The sequence below is a fragment of the Brevundimonas sp. PAMC22021 genome (genome assembly GCF_019443405.1).
Taxonomy (GTDB): domain Bacteria; phylum Pseudomonadota; class Alphaproteobacteria; order Caulobacterales; family Caulobacteraceae; genus Brevundimonas.
This window is the reverse complement of sequence record NZ_CP080376.1, coordinates 333,883-353,204: the sequence shown is the minus strand read 5'-3', so window position 1 is coordinate 353,204 and position 19,322 is coordinate 333,883. Positions and strand designations below refer to the sequence as shown.

General features: G+C 67.7%; 16 protein-coding genes and 1 other RNA gene. 7 read left to right on the top strand and 10 right to left on the bottom strand.

Features of this window, described 5'->3' with window-relative positions:
* Positions 1-63: 63 nt before the first annotated feature.
* Both KY493_RS01655 and ffs read right to left on the bottom strand, forming a co-directional pair.
* Complete coding sequence (locus tag KY493_RS01655; protein WP_219897274.1) at positions 64-534, bottom strand: DUF3597 domain-containing protein; 471 nt, start codon at positions 532-534, stop codon at positions 64-66.
* A gap of 91 nt (positions 535-625) precedes the next feature.
* Positions 626-721: signal recognition particle sRNA small type (gene ffs / locus KY493_RS01650), an RNA gene on the bottom strand.
* A gap of 86 nt (positions 722-807) precedes the next feature.
* Here ffs and nudC point away from each other — a divergent pair.
* Entirely contained in the window at positions 808-1,725 is a 918-nt protein-coding gene (gene nudC, locus KY493_RS01645; RefSeq protein ID WP_219897273.1) for an NAD(+) diphosphatase, read from the top strand.
* A gap of 60 nt (positions 1,726-1,785) precedes the next feature.
* On the opposite strand, the gene KY493_RS01640 is transcribed toward nudC, so the two are convergent.
* From KY493_RS01640 to KY493_RS01610, 7 genes are read right to left on the bottom strand one after another with little or no spacing between them, the layout of a single operon-like run.
* Complete coding sequence (locus KY493_RS01640; RefSeq protein ID WP_219897272.1) at positions 1,786-2,475, bottom strand: response regulator; 690 nt, start codon at positions 2,473-2,475, stop codon at positions 1,786-1,788.
* 8 nt (positions 2,476-2,483) lie between these two features.
* Complete coding sequence (locus KY493_RS01635; protein ID WP_370627343.1) at positions 2,484-5,162, bottom strand: DUF4118 domain-containing protein; 2,679 nt, start codon at positions 5,160-5,162, stop codon at positions 2,484-2,486.
* Between the two features lies 1 nt (position 5,163).
* Positions 5,164-5,742, bottom strand: a complete 579-nt coding sequence (gene kdpC / locus KY493_RS01630) for a potassium-transporting ATPase subunit KdpC (RefSeq protein ID WP_219897270.1) — start codon at positions 5,740-5,742, stop codon at positions 5,164-5,166.
* The gene (locus KY493_RS01625; RefSeq protein ID WP_219897269.1) at positions 5,742-6,482 is read right to left on the bottom strand and encodes a TorF family putative porin; all 741 of its coding nucleotides are present in this window, start codon (positions 6,480-6,482) and stop codon (positions 5,742-5,744) included. The genes kdpC and KY493_RS01625 overlap by 1 nt, the downstream gene beginning before the upstream one ends.
* Positions 6,483-6,511: 29 nt before the next feature.
* Positions 6,512-8,581 (bottom strand): potassium-transporting ATPase subunit KdpB, encoded by a 2,070-nt coding sequence (kdpB, locus tag KY493_RS01620; protein WP_219897268.1) that lies wholly within the window; start codon positions 8,579-8,581, stop codon positions 6,512-6,514.
* Positions 8,582-8,600: 19 nt separating this feature from the next.
* Entirely contained in the window at positions 8,601-10,310 is a 1,710-nt protein-coding gene (gene kdpA / locus KY493_RS01615; RefSeq protein ID WP_219897267.1) for a potassium-transporting ATPase subunit KdpA, read from the bottom strand.
* 12 nt (positions 10,311-10,322) lie between these two features.
* Complete coding sequence (locus tag KY493_RS01610; protein WP_255568099.1) at positions 10,323-10,409, bottom strand: potassium-transporting ATPase subunit F; 87 nt, start codon at positions 10,407-10,409, stop codon at positions 10,323-10,325.
* Positions 10,410-10,821: 412 nt separating this feature from the next.
* Between KY493_RS01610 and KY493_RS01605 the strand changes: the two genes are divergently transcribed.
* From KY493_RS01605 to KY493_RS14600, 3 genes are all read left to right on the top strand, one after another.
* Positions 10,822-11,034 carry a hypothetical protein gene (locus KY493_RS01605; protein ID WP_219897265.1) on the top strand — a complete coding sequence of 71 codons (213 nt, stop codon included), beginning with the start codon at positions 10,822-10,824 and terminating at the stop codon, positions 11,032-11,034.
* A gap of 419 nt (positions 11,035-11,453) precedes the next feature.
* Positions 11,454-13,541 (top strand): carbon starvation CstA family protein, encoded by a 2,088-nt coding sequence (locus KY493_RS01600; protein WP_219897264.1) that lies wholly within the window; start codon positions 11,454-11,456, stop codon positions 13,539-13,541.
* Positions 13,534-13,782 carry a YbdD/YjiX family protein gene (locus tag KY493_RS14600; protein ID WP_255567968.1) on the top strand — a complete coding sequence of 83 codons (249 nt, stop codon included), beginning with the start codon at positions 13,534-13,536 and terminating at the stop codon, positions 13,780-13,782. Before KY493_RS01600 ends, KY493_RS14600 begins: the two co-directional genes overlap by 8 nt.
* A 6-nt stretch (positions 13,783-13,788) precedes the next feature.
* Here KY493_RS14600 and KY493_RS01590 read toward each other — a convergent pair whose 3' ends face one another.
* The gene (locus KY493_RS01590; RefSeq protein ID WP_219897263.1) at positions 13,789-14,499 is read right to left on the bottom strand and encodes an SDR family NAD(P)-dependent oxidoreductase; all 711 of its coding nucleotides are present in this window, start codon (positions 14,497-14,499) and stop codon (positions 13,789-13,791) included.
* 103 nt (positions 14,500-14,602) lie between these two features.
* On the opposite strand from KY493_RS01590, the gene KY493_RS01585 reads away from it, so the two are divergent.
* From KY493_RS01585 to KY493_RS01575, 3 genes are all read left to right on the top strand, one after another.
* A complete protein-coding gene (locus KY493_RS01585; protein WP_219897262.1) occupies positions 14,603-15,319 on the top strand; it encodes an HAD family hydrolase in 717 nt (238 codons plus the stop codon).
* Between the two features lie 165 nt (positions 15,320-15,484).
* Positions 15,485-18,820, top strand: coding sequence for a TonB-dependent receptor domain-containing protein (locus KY493_RS01580; RefSeq protein WP_219897261.1), 3,336 nt, complete (start codon positions 15,485-15,487; stop codon positions 18,818-18,820).
* A 187-nt stretch (positions 18,821-19,007) separates the two neighbouring features.
* Positions 19,008-19,322 carry a hypothetical protein gene (locus KY493_RS01575; RefSeq protein WP_255567967.1) on the top strand — a complete coding sequence of 105 codons (315 nt, stop codon included), beginning with the start codon at positions 19,008-19,010 and terminating at the stop codon, positions 19,320-19,322.

Below are 19,322 nucleotides of genomic sequence, written 5' to 3'. Positions count from 1 at the left end.
CACAATGTCGCCGGACCAGTTAACGCGAGGCGAACGCCGCCGCCCGCCTCGCGTCCTCGCGGATCAGTCGGCCAGGTCGGCCGGGACCTTTCCGCCATTGTCGCGCAGCCGCTTCAGCACCTGCTTGTGCAGCCAGATGTTCATCGCCGCCGAATCCGACTTGTCGCCGGTGTAGCCCAGCTCGTCGGCCAGCTCCTTGCGCTCGGACAGCGAGCTTTCCATGCCGACCAGCTTCATCAGGTCGACGATGGAGCTGCGCCAGTTCAGCTTCTGGTCCCGCTCGGCGTTCAGCCCGTCCAGCACCTCTTCGATATCCACGACCTGTGCGGAAGGCGCGGGCTGAGCCGCCGGAGCTGGCGCGGGCTGGGCTTGCGGATGCGGCTGCGTGGGGGCCTGAGCCTGGGGTTGCGGCTGCACCTGCGGCTGGATGCGCGGCTGGGCGCCTTCGGGCGCGGCCTTGGGCTTGCTGTGGCCGCCCGGACCGGACTTCGCCCGATCCCAGATGCCGCCGAGGATTTTTCCAAAGATGCTCATGTGCGCCTTCCCTTGCTTTGAGGCCAAGGGAGCGGTCGCCGCGCGCGTCGGTTCCCGCCGTGGGGCGCGCGCGATCCGAGACTTGAAGGGAGGGTGGAGACCGACACGACCCGAAGGGGAATTCGTTGTGGCTGCTGCCTTCCGGCCCTGACCAGATTGGCGAAGCCTTCGCCCGCACCGATCTCCGTGGCGGCATATGGCAGGCGGCGCGCGCGCTTTCAACCCTTCTCCCCGCCCCTTCTCCCCGACCGTGCAGGCGCGCTAAGTGGCGCCATGACGCCGATCAACACCTTTGCCGGTTCGCCGCTCGACCGCGCCGGCGACCTTCGCCAGGACCCCGCTTGGCTGGCCGAGCAGGAGGCGAACCCTCAGGCGCGCGCCCTGGTGCTGTGGGAGGGCCGGCCGCTGCTGAGCGACGACGGCGCCCTTGTCTGGCTGTCGCTGGCCCATGCGCGCGACATCGCTCCGGACCGCGACCTGTTCCTGGGTCTGGACGGCGAGGCGCCCGTCTTCGCGGTCGAGATCGAGGGCTCGGCCGATCCGGCCCAAGGGCCGCTGAAGGGCATGGGCGTCTTTTCCGATCTGCGCTCCGCCGCCGCCATCCTGCCGGACGGCGAGGCGGCCATGGCGGGCGCGGCCAAGAGCCTGTTCGACTGGCGCCGGCGTCACGGCTTCTGCGCCGCCTGCGGAACCGAGAGCCGCACCGCGGCCGGCGGCTGGAAGCGCAAATGCCCCGCCTGCGGAACCGAGCATTTCCCCCGCGTCGATCCCGTGGTCATCATGCTGCCGGTCTTCAACGGCGGCCCTGAGCCCCTGTGCCTGCTCGGCCGGCAGGCGTCCTGGCCCCAGGGCCGCATGTCCGCCCTGGCCGGCTTCCTGGAGCCCGGCGAAAGCATCGAAGAGGCCTGCGCGCGCGAGGTGGCCGAGGAAGCGGGCCTGCGCGTCACCCGCGCCCGCTACCACTCCAGCCAGCCCTGGCCCTTTCCGTCCCAGCTGATGATCGGCCTGATCGCCGAGGTCGACAGCGAGGAGGCCCGCCCGGACCAGACCGAACTCGAGGCCGTCGCCTGGCTGACGCGCGCGGACGCCCGCGCCCTGCTGTCCGGCGCCCACCCCGTCCTCGCCGCCCCGCCCCCCACCGCCATCGCCCACCAGCTGATCCGCGCCTGGGTCGACGGATTTCCCGCGTAGGCGAGCGGCGCTCCCTGCGAAACGCAAGGCCGAGATCGGAAAGGAAGAGGGCGGCGAAGGCTAAGTCTTCAGCCTGTAGCCCACCCCCGGCTCTGTCTCGATCAGCTGCGGATGGGCAGGGTTGGCTTCCAGCTTCTGCCGAAGCTGGCCGATGAGCACCCTCAGATACTGGGTGTCGTCCTTGTGGGCGGCGCCCCAGACGGCCGTCAGGAGGGCCGCGTGGCCGATCACTTTGCCGGCGTCCCGCGCGAGGTGGGCCAGAACTTCGTATTCCTTTGGCGTCAGCCGCACGGCGACGCCGGCGCGTTCGACCCGTCGGTGTTCGAGGTCGATCGACACATCGCCGATCTTGATCGGACCCGACGTTGTGGGACGGGCCGAGGTTTGACGGAGGGTGGCGCGGACGCGCGCCAGCAGCTCGCCGACGCCAAACGGCTTCTCGACGTAGTCGTTGGCTCCCAGATCCAGTGCCGCAATCTTCTCGGCCTCCCGGTCGCGGGCCGACAACACGATGACCGGCCCCTTGTAGAACTCTCGCGCGCGAGCCAGCACATCCTTGCCGTCCATGTCCGGCAGGCCGAGGTCAAGCACCACCGCGTCGGGGGACCATAGGGCGATCCCGCGCAAACCCTCCTGCCCGCTGTCGGCGCGCTTCGTGTCATAGCCAGCGGCGTCCAGCGCCGGCGACAGGAAGCGGTGTATCTGCGGCTCGTCGTCGATGACGAGGACTTGGGGGCGGAGCGCGGCCATCCGGAAGGCTAGAGCAGATCGGGGTGGGTGACGATAGACTTGGGCAGGCTGATCAGGATGCGCGTGCCCCGGTCGCCCAGGATCGGGCTGGCGGCGGCGATTCGGCCGCTCATGGCCTCGACGAACCCCTTGGCGATGGCGAGGCCCAGACCTGCGCCGTGGGAGCGGTCCGGCTGCTCCTCCATGCGGCGGAACTTGTCAAAGACCAGCGACAGCTCGGAGGTGGGGATGCCCTTGCCCTCGTCCTCGATGCTGATGACCACCGAGCCGCGGTCCTCATAGGCGGCCAGTTCGATAGCGGAGCCGTCGGGGCTGTAGGCGATGGCGTTCTCCAGGATGTTGACCAGGGCCTGCTCCAGAAGGCCCTGGTCCAGACTGACCACGCTGAGTTGGGCGGGGAAGTCGCGGGTCAGACGGCGCGATCCAAGCCGGCGCGAGACGCGCTCGACCGCCGCGTTCAAAACATCGCGAACATCGGTCCAGTCGGATTTGATGTTGAGCGCGCCGCCTTCAAGCCGGGTCATGTCCAGCAGGTCGCCGACGTATCGGCTGAGGCGTTCGGCCTCCTGGCGGATGCTGAGCAGCAGGTCCTTGCGCACCTCGGGTTTCAGAGTCGGGCCATAGTCGATCAGGGTGGTGGCGGCGCCGAGAACGGTGGACAACGGAGTGCGCAGGTCGTGGCTGACCGAGTTCATCAGGGCGCCGCGAAAACGGTCGGTGCGGCGCAGGGTTTCCGTCTCGACCGCATCGCCAGCCAGCTGCGCCCGTTCCAGCGCCACTGCGCCCTGTTCAAGCAACGCGAGGGCCAGACGCTCTTCGTCTGAACCGGGCGCGAGGGAGTCCGCTCCGATCCCCGCGACGCCGGACCGGGAGCGAACGCCTTGAAGGGGGCGGAAGGTCCAACTCGCCTGGGGCAACGTGCCCGTGCCGTATCCGGCGGGCTCGCCACGCTCCCAGGCCCAGCGCGCGGCGGCCATGGCGGCGGACCCCAGCGGTTCCAAGGTCGGAGACCCGGCGACAGGGGCGATGTCGCCGTCGTGAGGCAGCAGCACCACGGCCTTGGCCCCGGCGGCGGCGGCGGTCTGCTCGGCCAGAACCGTCGCGGTGGCCAGCTTGCCCTCGGCGGCGGACAAGGCCCGGCTGGCGGCGAGCAAGGCCGAGACGGCCGAAGCCCGCCGCTGGGCGTTCCGGGCCTGATCGCGCACGCGCCCGGCGAGCCCCCCGGTGACAAGGGCGACCGCCCAGAACACGACCAGGGTGAGCAGGTCGGTCGGCGAACCGATGACGAAGCTGTAGCGCGGTTCCAGGAACAGGAAGTTGTAGGTCAGGAAGGCGATCGTGGCGGCGGCCAGCGCCGGCCGAAGTCCATGCGCCACACCCGCCGCCAGCACGGCGGAAAGATAGACGATGCCGAGATCGACGCGCTCGGAGGCCCGGTCCAAACCGAGAGTCACGGCGGTCGCGACCGCGACGAACACGGCTCCGACCGCATAGCCGCGCCAGTGACGGGACTGAGGCACCGCCAAGTCTTTCAACGCGCGTCCAGCCGGCGCGCCCCCCGGCTCGGTGACGACATGGAGCGCCACACCCTTGGCCGAGCGCAGCAGTTCGGCGGCCAGCGAGCGACCGAGAAGTTCGCTGATGCGGCTGTCTCGACCCTTGCCGATGACGATCTGGGTGACATTGTTGCGGTGGGCGTAATCCATCACCGCCTTGACCACGTCGTCCCCTGTCAGGACGACCGTCCGCCCGCCCAACTGCTCGGCCAGGATGAAGGCTTCGCTGAGCCGGGCGGTCCTCTCCGGCCCGGAGACGGAACGGCTGGGTCGTTCGACGTGGGCGATGGTCCAGGGCGCGTCCATCATCATGTCGGACAGGCGACGGCCCGCGCGCACAAGAGACGCGGCCATGGCGTCGCCCCCGACCAGGACCAGGATGCGCTCGCCCGCCGCCCAAGGACCCTCGACTCCGCGTTCGCGCAGCGTCGCCAGAAGCTGGTCATCCACGGTCTGGGCCGCACGGCGCAGCGCCAGTTCGCGCAGGGCCGTCAGGTTCTCGACCTTGAAGAAATTCTCCGAGGCCAGCCGCGCCGTTTCGGGCACATAGACCTTGCCCTCGGCCATCCGCTGGCGCAGTTCGTCGGGCGTGATGTCCACCACCTCGATGGCGTCTGCGCGGCTCAGCGCGCTGTCGGGCACCGTCTCGCGCTGGCGCACGCCGGTAATGCGCAACACCACCTCGACCAGGCTTTCCAGATGCTGGACGTTCAGCGTGGTCCAGACGTCGATGCCGGCGGACAGGATCTCCTCCACGTCCTGCCAGCGTTTGGGATGTCGCGAACCAGCCGCGTTGGAGTGGGCGTATTCATCGACCAGCAAGAGGTCGGGCTTGCGCGCCAGGGCCGCGTCGATGTCGAACTCCATCAGGACGCGGCCCCTGTAGTCGATCGGGCTGCGCGGCATCACCTCCATCCCGCGCAGCAGGCTTTCGGTCTCGCGTCGGCCGTGGGTCTCGACTACCCCGACGACCACGTCGCCGCCCTCGGCCCTTCGGCGGCGGGCGGCGCGCAGCATTTCATAGGTCTTGCCGACCCCCGGCGACATGCCGAGGAAAACCTTCAATCGACCGCGCTTGGCTCGCTTGGCGGCGACCTTCGCGGGATCCGGCGGGGACGGCGTATCAGGCAAGTCAGGGCGCGACGGGAAAGCGGGCGTCCAGCGCCCGGTTGGTCAACAGCACATTGACGCGCGGCTGGCCGATGAAACCGAGGAATGCGCCCTCGGTGTTCTGGTCGATCACCTGCTGCACCACGCCTGCTTCCACGCCTCTCGCCTGCGCCACGCGCGCTGCTTGCAGGCGAGCGTAGGCCGGAGAAATGTGTGGGTCGAGGCCCGAGGCGGAAGTGGTTACGGCGTCTGCGGGAACCACCGTCGCGCCAGTCTCGGCGCGGAGGGCGTCGGCGTCTGCGCGCACCCGTTCGGCCAAGTCCGTGTTGAGCGGACCCAGGTTGGATCCCGACGAGGCCGAAGCGTCGTAGCCGTCCCCGGCCGCTGAGGGGCGCGGATGCAGATACCGCGCCTCTGCGAAGGGCTGGCCGATCAGGGCCGAGCCGCGCACCGTGCCGTCCGCGTCGCGGATCAGGCTGCCGTCGGCCTGGGCCGGGAACGCGACCTGGGCGATGCCCGTAACCGCCAGCGGATAGGCCAGGCCCAGCAGCAGGGTGAACAGGGCGATCATGACGATCGCGGGGCGGAACGACTGGAGCATCAGAAGACGGCCTTGATGGAGGCGACGACGCGGCTGTCATAGACCGCGCCGAACGCGTGTTCGTCCGTGTCGTAGTAGCGGCCATCCAGGACCAGGGTGTCGGTCAGCTGATAGGCCACGCCCAGGTTCCAAGTCGTATAGTCGAAGTCGGACGACACGAACTGACGGCCCAGGGCGCCCGAGACGGTCCACTTGTCCGCCGGGCTGAAGGCCGCGTTGGCCTCGACATAGGTGGCTTCGTCTTCCGACGCGCCGAAGAAGTCGGGCGAATAGAAGATCGCGCCGCCGACGGTGGCGGAGCCGACCGCCCGGGAGACGGCCAGCTTGGCCTCGACATAGTCGTAGTCCGCGCCGTTCGGCTGGTTGGTGTAGATGTAGCCGACGCCGCCCACGTCCACGGCCCAGCCGGAGATTTCGGCGCGATAACCGCCGTAGACGTCGATCTCGGCGTTGGTGTCGGGGTCGCCGGCGTAGGAGACGTTGGAAGCCCAGGCCCCGGCGTAGAAGCTGCCCGACGTCAGGTCGAAGCCGGCGGAGATCGCCGGGTCTTCCTCGGTCTGGCTGACGCCGCGGAAGACGTAGTCCGAGCCGACGGCGACGTTGAAGGCCACGTCGGGGCCCTTGGCTTCTTGGGCCTCGCCTCTGGAGGCCAGGCCCCAGACGATCAGGCCGATCAAACAGGCGCCGGCGAACCAGGCGTCGTTCGGGCCGGAGGCCTTGAAGCGGGATTTGCGGGTCATGGAACGAGACTTTCTTTGCGCGGGAGGGCTCAGGCCAGGCCGAGCGTGGTGATGAGGAGGTCGATCAGCTTGATGCCGACGAAGGGGGCGATCAGGCCGCCGAGGCCGTAGATGAGCAGGTTGCGGCTCAGCAGTTTTCCGGCCCCGATGGCGCGGTATTTCACGCCCCGCAGCGCCAGCGGGATCAGCGCCACGATGACCAGGGCGTTGAAGATCACCGCCGACAGGATCGCGCTCTCGGGGCTGCCCAGCCGCATGATGTTCAGGGCCCCCAGCGACGGCAGGGCGACCACGAACATCGCCGGGATGATGGCGAAATACTTGGCCACGTCGTTGGCGATCGAGAAGGTGGTCAGGGCCCCGCGCGTGATCAGCAGCTGTTTGCCCACCTCGACGATCTCGATGACCTTGGTGGGGTCGCTGTCGAGATCGACCATGTTGCCGGCCTCGCGGGCGGCCTGGGCGCCGGTCTGCATGGCCACGCCGACATCGGCCTGGGCCAGGGCCGGGGCGTCGTTGGCGCCGTCGCCGCACATGGCGACCAGACGGCCCTTGGCCTGTTCGGCCTTGATCAGCCGCATCTTGTCCTCGGGCGTGGCCTCCGCCAGGAAGTCGTCGACCCCGGCCTCCGAGGCGATCGCCGCCGCCGTCACCGGGTTGTCGCCGGTGATCATGACGGTGCGCAGGCCCATGCGGCGCAGGTCGGCGAACCGTTCCTTGACGCCCGGCTTGACCACGTCCTTCAGGTGGATGACGCCGACCAGAGCGCCGTTCTCGGTCACGGCCAGGGGCGTGCCGCCCGAGCGGGCGATCCGGTCCACGGCCTGACGGAACTCGGCCGGGCCCTGGCCTTCGGCCAGACCCAGGTCCTTGAGCACCGCATCGACCGCGCCCTTGCGCCAGACCTGGACGCCCCCTTCTGCGCTTGGGGCCTCGACGCCCGACTGGCGGGTGACGGCGGTGAACGGGATGGCCTTGGCCCCGGCGGGCAGTTCGGCGGCGATGCCGGCGTTCCTGCCCAGTTCGATGATCGAGCGGCCTTCCGGCGTCTCGTCGGCCAGGGAGGCCATGACGGCGGCGCGCAGGGCGCCCTCGGGACGGACGCCGGGGGCGGGGATGACCTCGGTGGCCATGCGGTTGCCGAAGGTGATGGTGCCGGTCTTGTCGAGCAACAGGGTGTCGACGTCGCCTGCCGCCTCCACCGCGCGGCCCGAAGTGGCCAGGACGTTGACCTTCAGCAACCGGTCCATGCCGGCGATGCCGACGGCGGACAACAGGCCCCCGATGGTCGTGGGAATCAGGGTGATGAACAGGGCGCCCAGCACGATGGGGTCCAGGTCCACGCCGGAATAGGTCCCCAAGCCCAGCAGGGTCACGACCGCGATCAGGAACACCAGGGTCAGGCCGGCCAGCAGCACGGCCAGGGCCAGTTCGTTCGGCGTCTTCCTGCGGTCCGCGCCCTCGACCATGGCGATCATCCGGTCCAGGAAGGTCGAGCCGGGGGCCGCGGTGATGCGCACCTTCAGCCAATCGGAGACTACCGTGGTGCCGCCGGTGACGGCCGAACGATCGCCGCCGCTTTCGCGGATCACGGGGGCGGATTCGCCGGTGATCGCCGCCTCGTTGACCGAGGCCACGCCCTCGACGATCTCGCCGTCCGAGGCGATCACGTCGCCGGCCTCGACCAGGATGATCGACCCGACCTGCAGTTCATGCGCTGGGGTCGGAACCACCGCGCCAGTCTTGGGATCCACGATCAGCTTGGCCTTGGTCGTCACGCGGGTGGCGCGCAAGGAGTCCGCCGCCGCCTTGCCGCGCCCTTCGGCGACGCTTTCGGCGACGTTTGCGAACAGCACGGTGGCCCACAGCCACAGCGCCAATTGCAGGGCGAAGCCGAACCCTTCGCCCGAGGCCGCGGCGGCGACGGCCGAGACCGTGGCCAGCAGGGCGACGATCCAGGTGGTGAAGATCACCGGGTTCTTGAGCAGTTTGACGGGGTTCAGCTTGACGAAGGCGTCGCCGAAGGCCCTGCCAAGCATGGCGCCGTTCAGTCCCCCACCGATGGGGGAACGCGGCGCGTTCAGGGACATGTCAGTCATGTCAGGGGTCCGATTCCGATCAGAAGCGGGCCGCGACCTGGAGCATGTCGAAATGCTCCACGATCGGGCCGAGGGACAGGGCGGGGAAGAACTGCAGGCCGCCCAGGATCAGGATCACCCCGATCAGCAGGCCGACGAACAGCGGGCCATGGGTGGGCAGGGTCCCGGCCGATGGGGCCAGCTTGGGCTTGGCGACCAGAGAGCCGGCGATGGCCAGCACCGCCACGGCCGGAATGAACCGTCCGGCCAGCATGCCGATGCCCAACGTCGTGTTCCACCACGGGGCGTTGGCGGTCAGGCCGGCGAAGGCCGAGCCATTGTTCGCCGCCGCCGAGGTGTAGGCGTAGAGCATCTCGGACAGCCCATGCGGCCCGTCGTTGAGCAGCCCTTCCATTGCGGTCGGGAACACCGCCGCCACCGAAGTGAAGCCCAGGATGGCCAGGGGCAGGATCAGCACCGCGATCATGGCGAACTGGATTTCGCGCGCTTCGATCTTCTTGCCCAGATACTCGGGTGTGCGCCCGACCATCAGACCGGCGACGAACACAGCCAGCACGGCCATTACAACCATGATGGCGATTCCCGAGCCGATCCCCCCGGGCAGGATCTCGCCCAGTTGCATCAGGAACATTTGGAGCGCGCCGCCCAGCGGCATGTAGCTGGCGTGCATGGAGTTGACCGAACCATTGGAGGCGCCGGTGGTCTGGACCGCCCAGGCGACAGAGGCCGGCACGCCGAATCGGACCTCCTTGCCCTCCAGGTTGGCGGATGCATCAACACCCGCCGCGACCAGCGCAGGGGCCGGTTGGGTCTCGATCGCATACATGGCGGCGGCCGACAGGCCGAGCAGCACCACGGCGGCGAGGGCGAGAGCGCGAACGTCCTTCCTGGCCAGGACGCTGCGACCGAAAGCGAAGAAGGCGGCCCAGCCGAGCACATTGATCGAGATGGCGGTGATCAGATTGGTCAGCGGCGTCGGGTTTTCGAACGGGTGCGCCGAGTTGACGTTGAAGACGCCGCCGCCGTTAATGCCCAGTTGCTTGATCGCCAGTTGGCTGGCGGTGGGGAACAGGGACAAGGTCTGCGAACCGCCCTCAAGACCGGTCGCCGTGGCGGATGCGGCCAAGGTCTGGGTCACGCCCAGACCGACCAGCAGCAGCGCCAGGACAATCGACAGGGGCAACAGCACCCATAAGGTCGTGCGGGTCATGTCGGCCCAGAAGTTGCCGACCCCCTCGCCACGATCGGCGACGAACGCCCGCGCCAGAGCGGCGGCGATGGCTGCGCCGGTCGCGGCGGACAGGAAGTTCTGCGTCGTCAGCCCAACCATCTGGGTCAGCGTCGACATGGTCGTCTCGCCGCCATAGGACTGCCAATTGGTATTGGTGACGAAGCTGACGGCGGTGTTGAAGGCCAGATGCGGCGACACGCCCTCGAATCCCTGCGGGTTCATCGGCAGCAGGCCCTGCATCCGCAGCAGCGCATAGAGAAACAGGAAGCCGACGGCGTTGAACGCCAACAAGGCGCCGACGTAGCCGAGCCAACCCTGGCTGCGCGCCGGATTGACGCCCGAGGCGCGGTAGAACAAGCCCTCGACCGGCTTCAACACCGGATCGAGCCAGGTCCGCTCGCCGTTCCAGACGCGCGACATATAGGCGCCGATCGGCCAGCCGATCAGGGCGGCGAGACCGATGGTCAGGGCGATCTCCGCCCATCCTTGAATGTTCATGGCGGCGGCTCCCTAGAACCGCTCGGGGCGCAGCAGCGCCGCGACCATGTAGACGGCGACGACGACCGCGCCGACACACCAGAGTATGGCGACCAGCATCGTCACACCCGCTTCAGCGCAGCGGCGAGAACGGCGAAGGCGACAAACGCCCCGCCGCCCAACGCCAGAAAAATCAGATCGGCCATGCCGACGCCTCCAGCTCGGATTGAGCCGGGACAAGGCCCGCGATCGGCGTAAGGGCTCCATTCAGGTTCCGCCCGGCCGCATAAGGAAATCGTAAAGGCGCGGGAACAGCCTTATGCGCGCCTTAGGTCTCCGCCGCCGTTCGGAATGGCCCGCTTACGCCCGCCGGGTGTCCACTCCGCGGCTCTGAAGCGGAGGTCGCAATGACCCGGAACCACCTGTTGAAACTTTCTCTCCAGCGCCGGACGCCTACCGTCTGGCGCATGACCCTCGACCTGATCGGTCAGGCCTTTGGCGCGCCCTTGCCGGAAGATCGGGATCGCGGCCGATGATGCCCGGCTATGTCGGCGACCGGCCGGCGTTCGCGCCGCGACCGGGATACCGCCACTATGAGGTCGAGTCGAGGAACGGCGGCTGGTGTGTTGTGATGAACGGCTGCCGGACCCGGCCCCTGCCCTGCCGCAGGGCCGCCATGCGGCTGGCGCGAACGCTCCAGGCCCAGGCCGACTGCCTGAACCACAAGCCGGAAGCGCGCCAATGACGGCGGCGGTCGCTCCAGAACCCTCTCCCGTGCCCATCCTGATTTCTCACGACCGCGGCCTGTGGCGGTTCCGGTCGCTCGACGGCTGCCTTTGCGGCAGCTTTCTCGACCGACACGCCGCTCTTCGCGCCGCACGGAACGAGGCAGACGGGCATTCCGGCTATGTCATTCTGGCCCCAGGACCGAGCCGTTGACCCGTCGTCCCGGAACTCGTCCCAGCCTAGAGGAGGTTTGCAGCGGCGACCGCGAAAGTCGCCGGCGCCTCTCCGACACTGGGCAAGATCGTGTTCCGCCCGCCATGCTCGATCTGGCAGGCCGGCGTACGCGTGCGTCCGCTTGCGACTTTCGTCGCTTGGCCTCCCGTGTCCTTTTAGGCCAGAAAGGGCGGGGACGCGGCTGGGAAGCGTCGGGAGGAAACCATGGGCAAGCTGACAACGCCGCTGATCTTTGGCGCCATCGCCATCCTCGGGGCGGTCGCCTTGGCCGTTATCGCCCTGCACCAGGGTGAGAGCATCAGCGCGGTGTGGATCGTCACCGCAGCCGTCTGCACCTACGCCATCGCCTATCGCTTCTACGCCCGCTACCTGGCCGGCAAGGTCATGGGGCTGAACGGCGCCCGGCCCACGCCCGCCGTCCGCCACAATGACGGCCTCGACTATGTGCCGACGCCCAGGAACGTCCTGTTCGGCCACCATTTCGCGGCCATCGCCGGCGCGGGGCCGCTGGTGGGGCCGGTGCTGGCGGCGCAGATGGGCTATCTGCCCGGCGTCCTGTGGATCCTCATCGGCGCGGTCCTCGCCGGCGCGGTTCAGGACATGATGGTGCTGTTCATGTCCACGCGCCGCGACGGCCGTTCGCTCGGCGACATGATCCGCACCGAAATGGGCAATGTGCCCGGCATCATCGCCCAGGTGGGCGTCCTGATGATCATGGTGATCATCCTGGCCGTGCTGGCGCTGGTCGTGGTCAAGGCCTTGGCCGAGAGCCCGTGGGGAACCTTCACCGTCGCCGCCACCATTCCCATCGCCATCTTCATGGGCCTGTATTCGCGCTTTATGCGGCCCGGCCGGGTCGGCGAAGTGTCGATCATTGGCGTGTTTCTGCTGATCGCCGCCATCGTCGGCGGCGGCCATATCGCGGCCGATCCGTTCTGGGGGCCGGCGTTCACGCTGACCGGCACGACGCTGGCGCTGTTGATGATGGCCTATGGCTTCATCGCCTCGGTGATCCCGGTGTGGCTGCTGCTGGCGCCGCGCGACTACCTGTCCACCTTTCTGAAGATCGGGGCCATCGTGGCCCTGGCCATCGGCATCGTGATCGTACGCCCGCACGTGCAGATGCCGGCCCTGACCGATTTCATCGACGGCACCGGTCCGGTGTTCGCCGGCGCCCTGTTCCCCTTCCTGTTCATCACCATCGCCTGCGGAGCCGTCTCCGGCTTCCACGCCCTGATCTCGTCCGGCACCACGCCCAAGCTGCTGGAAAGCGAGACGCAGATCCCGCTGATCGGCTACGGCGCCATGCTGTGCGAAAGCTTTGTGGCCATCATGGCCCTGATCGCCGCCTGCGTGCTGGACCCGGCCGTCTATTTCGCCATGAACAGCCCGGCCGCCCTGATCGGCACGGACGCCGCCTCCGCCGCCGCCGCCGTGGCGCAATGGGGCTTCCACATCACGCCGATGGAGCTGGAGCAACTGGCTCGCGATGTCGGCGAGCACACGGTTCTGTCGCGCGCCGGCGGCGCGCCGACCCTTGCGGTCGGCATGGCCCACATCCTGTCCAACGTCATCGGCGGCCAGGCCATGATGGCCTTCTGGTACCATTTCGCCATCCTGTTCGAGGCCCTGTTCATCCTGACCACGGTGGACGCCGGCACCCGCGTCTGCCGCTTCATGATCCAGGACCTGATCGGCGTCGCCGTGCCCAGGATGCGCGAGACCCGCTCCTGGGTCGGCAACATCGTGGCGACGGCCCTGACCGTCGGCCTGTGGGGCTATTTCCTCTACACCGGCGTGGTGGATCCGCTGGGCGGCATCAACAGCCTTTGGCCGCTGTTCGGCATCGCCAACCAGATGCTGGCGGCCGTGGCCCTGATCCTGGGCACGGTGGTCCTGTTCAAGATGAAGCGGGAGCGGTTCGCCTTCGCCACCGCGATCCCGGCGGTCTGGCTTCTGATCTGCACCCTGACCGCCGGCTTCCAGAAGCTGTTCCACCCGGACGTGCGCATCGGCTTCCTCAGCCACGCGCGGCAGTACCAGGCGGCGCTTGCCAACGGCGAGCTGCTGGGACCGGCCAAGACCATGGGCGACATGCACCGCATCATCGTCAACGACTACGTCAACTCGGCCCTGACCGCCGGCTTCCTGTTCGTGGTCATCACCATGGTGGTCTATGGCGTCCAGGCCTGCCTGAAGGCGCGTCGCATCAACCATCCGACGGTGCGCGAGACCCCGGCCGAGCACGAGCTGACGCCCGCCGACGAGGCCATGGACGTGGCCCGTGCCTGAGCCCAAGGCCGATGGAAGGGCCGCCCTCGATCTCGCCTGCCTGTGCCGCGATACCGCTGTGCGCTGGGGCCGCGACGCCCGTCGCACCGCCAGCCTGATGATCGGCCAGCCCGACTATCAGGCCTATGTCGAGCACGCGCAGGCGCGCCACCCGGACCAGCCGCCCCTGGACAAGACGGCCTTCTTCCGCCTTCACGAGCAGCGCCGTTTCGGAGGATCGGGCGGCTTCCGCTGCTGCTGAGCGGTCTCAGTCCGGCAGTCGCTGACCGGCCCAGTCGAAAACACCGCCGCTGTCGGCGGGCGTCAGCCGATCCATGACCTCCACCAGGCGATCCACGGCGTAGGCGGGCGCAAACAGCCTGTCGGGCGCCAAACCCTTCTGAAACGGGAGGCTCAGCGGCGTATTTACCGTTCCGGGATGCAGGCCGGTCACCACGGCGTTTGGATGGGTGCGGCCCAGCTCGATCGCAAGGTTGCGCAGGATCATGTTCAGCGCCGCCTTCGACGCCCGATAGGCGTGCCACCCGCCCAGCCGATTGTCGCCGATCGAGCCGACACGCGCCGACAGAACGGCGAAAACAGCCGGCCGATCTCGCGGCATCAGCGGCGCTAGATGCTTGGCGGCCATCGCCGGTCCGACCGCGTTGACCTGAAAGTCGCGCATCAGATGCTCCGGCTCCATCTGCCGGAAGCCGCGCTCCGGCTGGAACGGGGCATGCAGCACCCCGGTCGCCACGACGATCCGGGCGGGCGCGGGTCCGTCGGCGATACGCCGGGCCGCCTCGGCCAGGCTCGCTTGGTCGGTGACGTCCGCTTTCAGCCCCCTGGCGCCGCTCATGGCTTCGCCGCCGCGCGAAAGCGCCCAGACGGCGGAATGCAGGCCGTCGCCGACAAACCGATCAACAAAGGCGCGCCCCAGACCGCCGGATGCGCCCACGACTACGACCGCGTCGGCCATGCTGCTTCTCCTCAACCCCGGGGCGCCATTCCGGCGTGCGACCGCCTTGCATAGCGTGCGCCCCCACGGCACATGCACCGCTCTTGTAACCGGACCACTGCGGATGAGCATCACCACCGTCGGCTTGGACGCCGACGACACCCTTTGGCACAACGAGACGATCTTCCGCCTGACCCATGCCCGCTTCGTCGAGCTTCTGGCGGATCACGGCGATGAGGACGTGATCGAGGCGCGCCTGGCGGGTGTCGAGCAGCGCAACCTGCGGCTCTACGGCTACGGGGTGAAGGGCTTCACCCTGTCGATGATCGAGACGGCGATGGAGCTGACGGACGGAAACCTGCCCGCCTCCGTCACCCGCGAGATCCTGGCCGCCGGCCGCGAAATGCTGGCCCATCCGGTCGAGACCCTGCCGGGCGTCGATGAGGCCCTGGCCGCGCTGTCGGAACGCTATCGGCTCCTGCTGATCACCAAGGGCGATCTCTTGGACCAGGAGCGCAAACTGGCCGCCTCCGGCCTCGGCGACCTGTTCGCCGCCGTGGAGATCGTGTCGGAAAAGACCGCCGACACTTACGCTCGCATCTTCACCCGCCACGGCACCGGCGCCGAAGACGCCGCCATGGCCGGCAACTCCATGAAGTCCGACGTCCTGCCGGCGCTGCAAGCCGGCGCCTACGCCGCCCACATCCCTTACGCCGTCACCTGGGCGCATGAGGTGGCGGATGCGCCGGAGGGGCATGATCGCTACGGCGCCCTGGACAGCATCGCCGACCTGCCCGGCTGGCTCGAGGAACGCACGAACGGAGCAGGTTATCAGCCGTAACTGTGTCAATCCGGACACATAGTTGCTATACCAACGATATACTCAGGGATTGACCGCCTCTTGCTTGACGCACGGCTGTCACAAAGTGCTTTTGCGGCCCCATCGCGGCGACCTTTGACGCTTTTCCCCCAAGCGCCTGCCGCGTCTTTGACACCAAGGAGCCACATGCGTCAGCATCTACTCGCGACCACCGTGCTCGCCGGCATTCTCGCCGCCGGCTCGGCCGTCGCCCAAACCGCGCCTGCTTCCCCCGAGCAGCAACCGCCTCTCGCCACCGCCCCGACCGGCGATCCTGAGATCACCCAGGAACAACAGCTGGACGAAATCGTCGTCACCGGCTCGCGCATCCGCCGCGACCCGACCAATGCCCCCACCCCGCTGATCCAGGTCGGTCGCGAGGCGCTGCTGAACACCGGCCAGACCACCGTCATCGACTATCTGGCGACCCTGCCGGCCCTGTCGAACTCGGTTGTGCCCTCCGACACCACCGGCACGGGACTCGGCGACGGCGGCCTGTCGCTGCCGAACCTGCGCTCGCTGGGTTCCAACCGCACCCTGACCCTGGTCGATGGCCGCCGCCATGTCGGCTCGTCGGGCGGCTCGCTGGCGGTCGACGTCGACACCATCCCCCGCCTGCTGATCGAGAACATCGAGATCATCACCGGCGGCGCGGCTTCGGTCTACGGCGCCGACGCCGTGTCGGGCGTGCTGAACTTCGTGCTGCGCAAGGATTTCGAGGGCCTCGAGATCGACGCCAATCTTGGCATGATCAATCAGGACGGCCAGCTCAACAAGCGCATATCGGGACTGGCCGGCAAGAACTTCCTGGACGGTCGCCTGAACGTCTATGTGCACGGCGAGTACGAGGAAGTGGATGAAGTCACCTCCAACGACATCGACTGGATCGACGACGCTTACTTCCTGGGGGTTGTAGATTCTGACCGCACCGCCGTCCCTTACGACGGCCAAGTCGATCGCCTGCTCTACAAGAACGTCCTTAGAATGGACATTCCGCGTTGGGGTCAGACCACCCTCGGCAATGTGCAGCAGCCGACAGACCTGACCAGTCCGAACGTCGCGTACGAAGACTGCTTCTCGGGCGGCGCCGGTTGGAGCTATTCGCCCAACTGCTACGGCGTCACCCCCGGCAAGACCTTCTGGTACGACGGCGCCACGGCGCGGCCGGCCAACTTCGGTCAGCGGATCGGCAACGTCGGCATCAATCGCCCCTACAACATTGGCGGCGACGGCGAGAACATCGCCGACTTCAGCACCGGCTCGCGCGTGCCGCGCTCAGAATCGGCGCGGTTCCAGGCCGGCTCGACGTTCCAGTTGACCGACAACATCGAGCTGTACGGCGAGGCCAAATACATCACCGAGGACACCTTCGACCGCGGCCAACCGACCTTCTACGACATCGATCTGGTCGAATCGTACGGCGCGGGTTCGGTCAATCCAATCTACAGCACCAACAACTTCGATCTGCGTTGGTCGGACAACGCCTTCCTGCCGCAGAACGTCAAGGACGCCATCCGCACCAACACGGTGACGCCCTTCACCACGCCGACCCTGACCTCGCCCGGCCAGCCGCTGGCGCCGGTCGCGGCGCAGTTCGCCCGTCACTCGCTGTTCGGGCCTGACCGCTATCAGGACAACACCCGCGAACTGCAGCGCTATGTCTTCGGCGCGCGCGGCGACTGGGATCAGATCGCCTTTGTCCGCGACCTATCGTGGGACCTGGGCTACACCTATGGCAAGGTCGAGGTCGAAAACCGGGAACACGGCACCGACACCCAACGCTTCGCCTTGGCGGCGGACGCGGTGGTGGACACCGCCGGCATCGTCAACGGCCAAGCGGGTCAGATCGTCTGCCGCGTGCAGTTGCTCGACGCCCAAGGCGCTGATTTGGACGACTATCAGCGGGGCGGCGACCTTCGCGACAGCGAATATGGTCGCAACTCCATTGACCAATGCGCGCCGCTGAATGTGTTCGGCAAGGGCAACCAGAGCGCCGAGGCCATCGAATACATCCTGGCCGACATCGGCGTCACCGAGCAGAACGAGCAGCAACAGGTGCTTGGCTCAATCTCGGGCAACCTGTGGGACTTCTGGGGCGCCGGTTCGATCGGCGTGGCGATTGGCGGCGAATACCGCCGCGAGGAAACCTCGGCTACCGGACGTGATCGCGACACCGCGGGCCGCCTGCTGTTCCTGAACACGGGTCCCGACTTCCTGGAAGCGTCCTACGAGAGCAAGGAAGTCTTCGCCGAACTGTCGATCCCGCTGTTCCGCGACTCCATGCTGGGTGAATACGCCGAGCTGAGCGGCTCCTATCGCTACGCCGACTATTCCACCGTGGGCGCTCAGGACGTCTATGGCGTCAACCTGATCTATCGTCCGATCCCGGACATCGCCTTCAAGACCAGCTTCAACACCTCGATCCGGGTGCCTGACCTGGGCGAGAACTTCTCGCCGTTCAGCCAGACGTTCCTGAACGACTTCACCGACCCCTGCACCACGCAGGCCATCATCGCCGTCAACGACGCGGACCAGAAGGCGAACCGGATCCAGAACTGCTCGGCCCTGGCGGCGCAGCAAGGCCTGGACTTCGACTTCGCCGGCGCCACGCCGGAGACGACCGACGACTTCCGCCCGACCTACACCTCGGGCGTGTCGGGCGTGCTGGGCGGCAACCCCGCCCTGCAGCCGGAAGAATCGGACAGCTTCACCTTCTCGACGGTGCTGAAGCCGCGCTTCATCCCGAACTTCTCGCTGGTCCTCGACTACTACGAGATCAAGATCGACAATGTCATCTCGGCCATCTCGGCGGCGACGGCGGCGGCGAACTGCGTCAACGGGCCGTCGCTGAACGACGCGGCGTGCGCCACCATCTTCCGCAACAACCCGGACATTCCGTTCGGCATCGGCGCGCCGCAAGGCGATCCGGTCGGCGGCTTCATCCAGGGCTCGATCAACTACGCCAAGCTGGAAACGCGCGGTCTCGACTTCACGGCCAATTATCGCTTCGACTTCGATGAGATGCTGGGTCGCAATTGGGGTCGCCTCGACTATTCGATCGCCGGCCTGTACCTGATCGAGCAACAGGAGTTCTTCAACGCCGAAGACCCGTCGGATTTCGATGAACTGGTCAGCACGCCCTTCTATCCCAAGGTGCGCTTCACCTCCTCGCTGACCTACACGCCCAACGAGATCTGGAGCGTCAACTGGACGGCGGACTGGCAGACGTCTCAGGACATCATCGAGTCTCGCGACTTCATCAACAATGCCGACCAGCGGTATTACTATCAGACGCGCACGGGCAACTTCGCCCGTCACGACCTGACGGTGCGCTGGAACGTGCGTGAGGACCTGTCGGTGCGCGCGGGCGTGGTCAACGTCTTTGACGCCGAGCAGAAGGACTATCTGGGCACGACCCTGTATTCCAACTTCGACCCCTACGGCCGCCGCTTCTTTGTCGGCCTGAACTTCCGCCCGTTCTAGGATCAGTCGGAAGCCACGAACTGGAGGGCGGTCCGCACGGGCCGCCCTTTTTCGTGGGCGATGCGATCTCGCTTGCTTGCCAGCGCCGCCCCCCCTCTCTAAACGGGCCGCTTAACCGACAACCGGATCGATCCGCCGCGAGCGCGTCTCGCGACGGCTTGGCGCGTGCATGGAGATGAGGACGGCTGTGGACGCTTCCGACGTCAGCCACGACGAGCGCGACGCCATGGTGCGCGCGGCCTTGGCGGCCCAGGGCGACAGCGGCGTCACGCCGCGCCACACCCTGTTCTACTTCCACGGCGACGGCGAGCACGGCGACCTGAACGAGGTGGCGCGCCGGGCCGGCTTTCTGACGCGGGGCGCCGACGACTACACGGTGCTGGAGACCACCACGGCGGTGGACGAGGCGTCGTTTTCCGCCACCTCGGCGATGATGCAATCCTGGGCCGCGGCCTTCCAGCTGGACTACGACGGCTGGGAATGCGCGGTCGTGACGAACTAG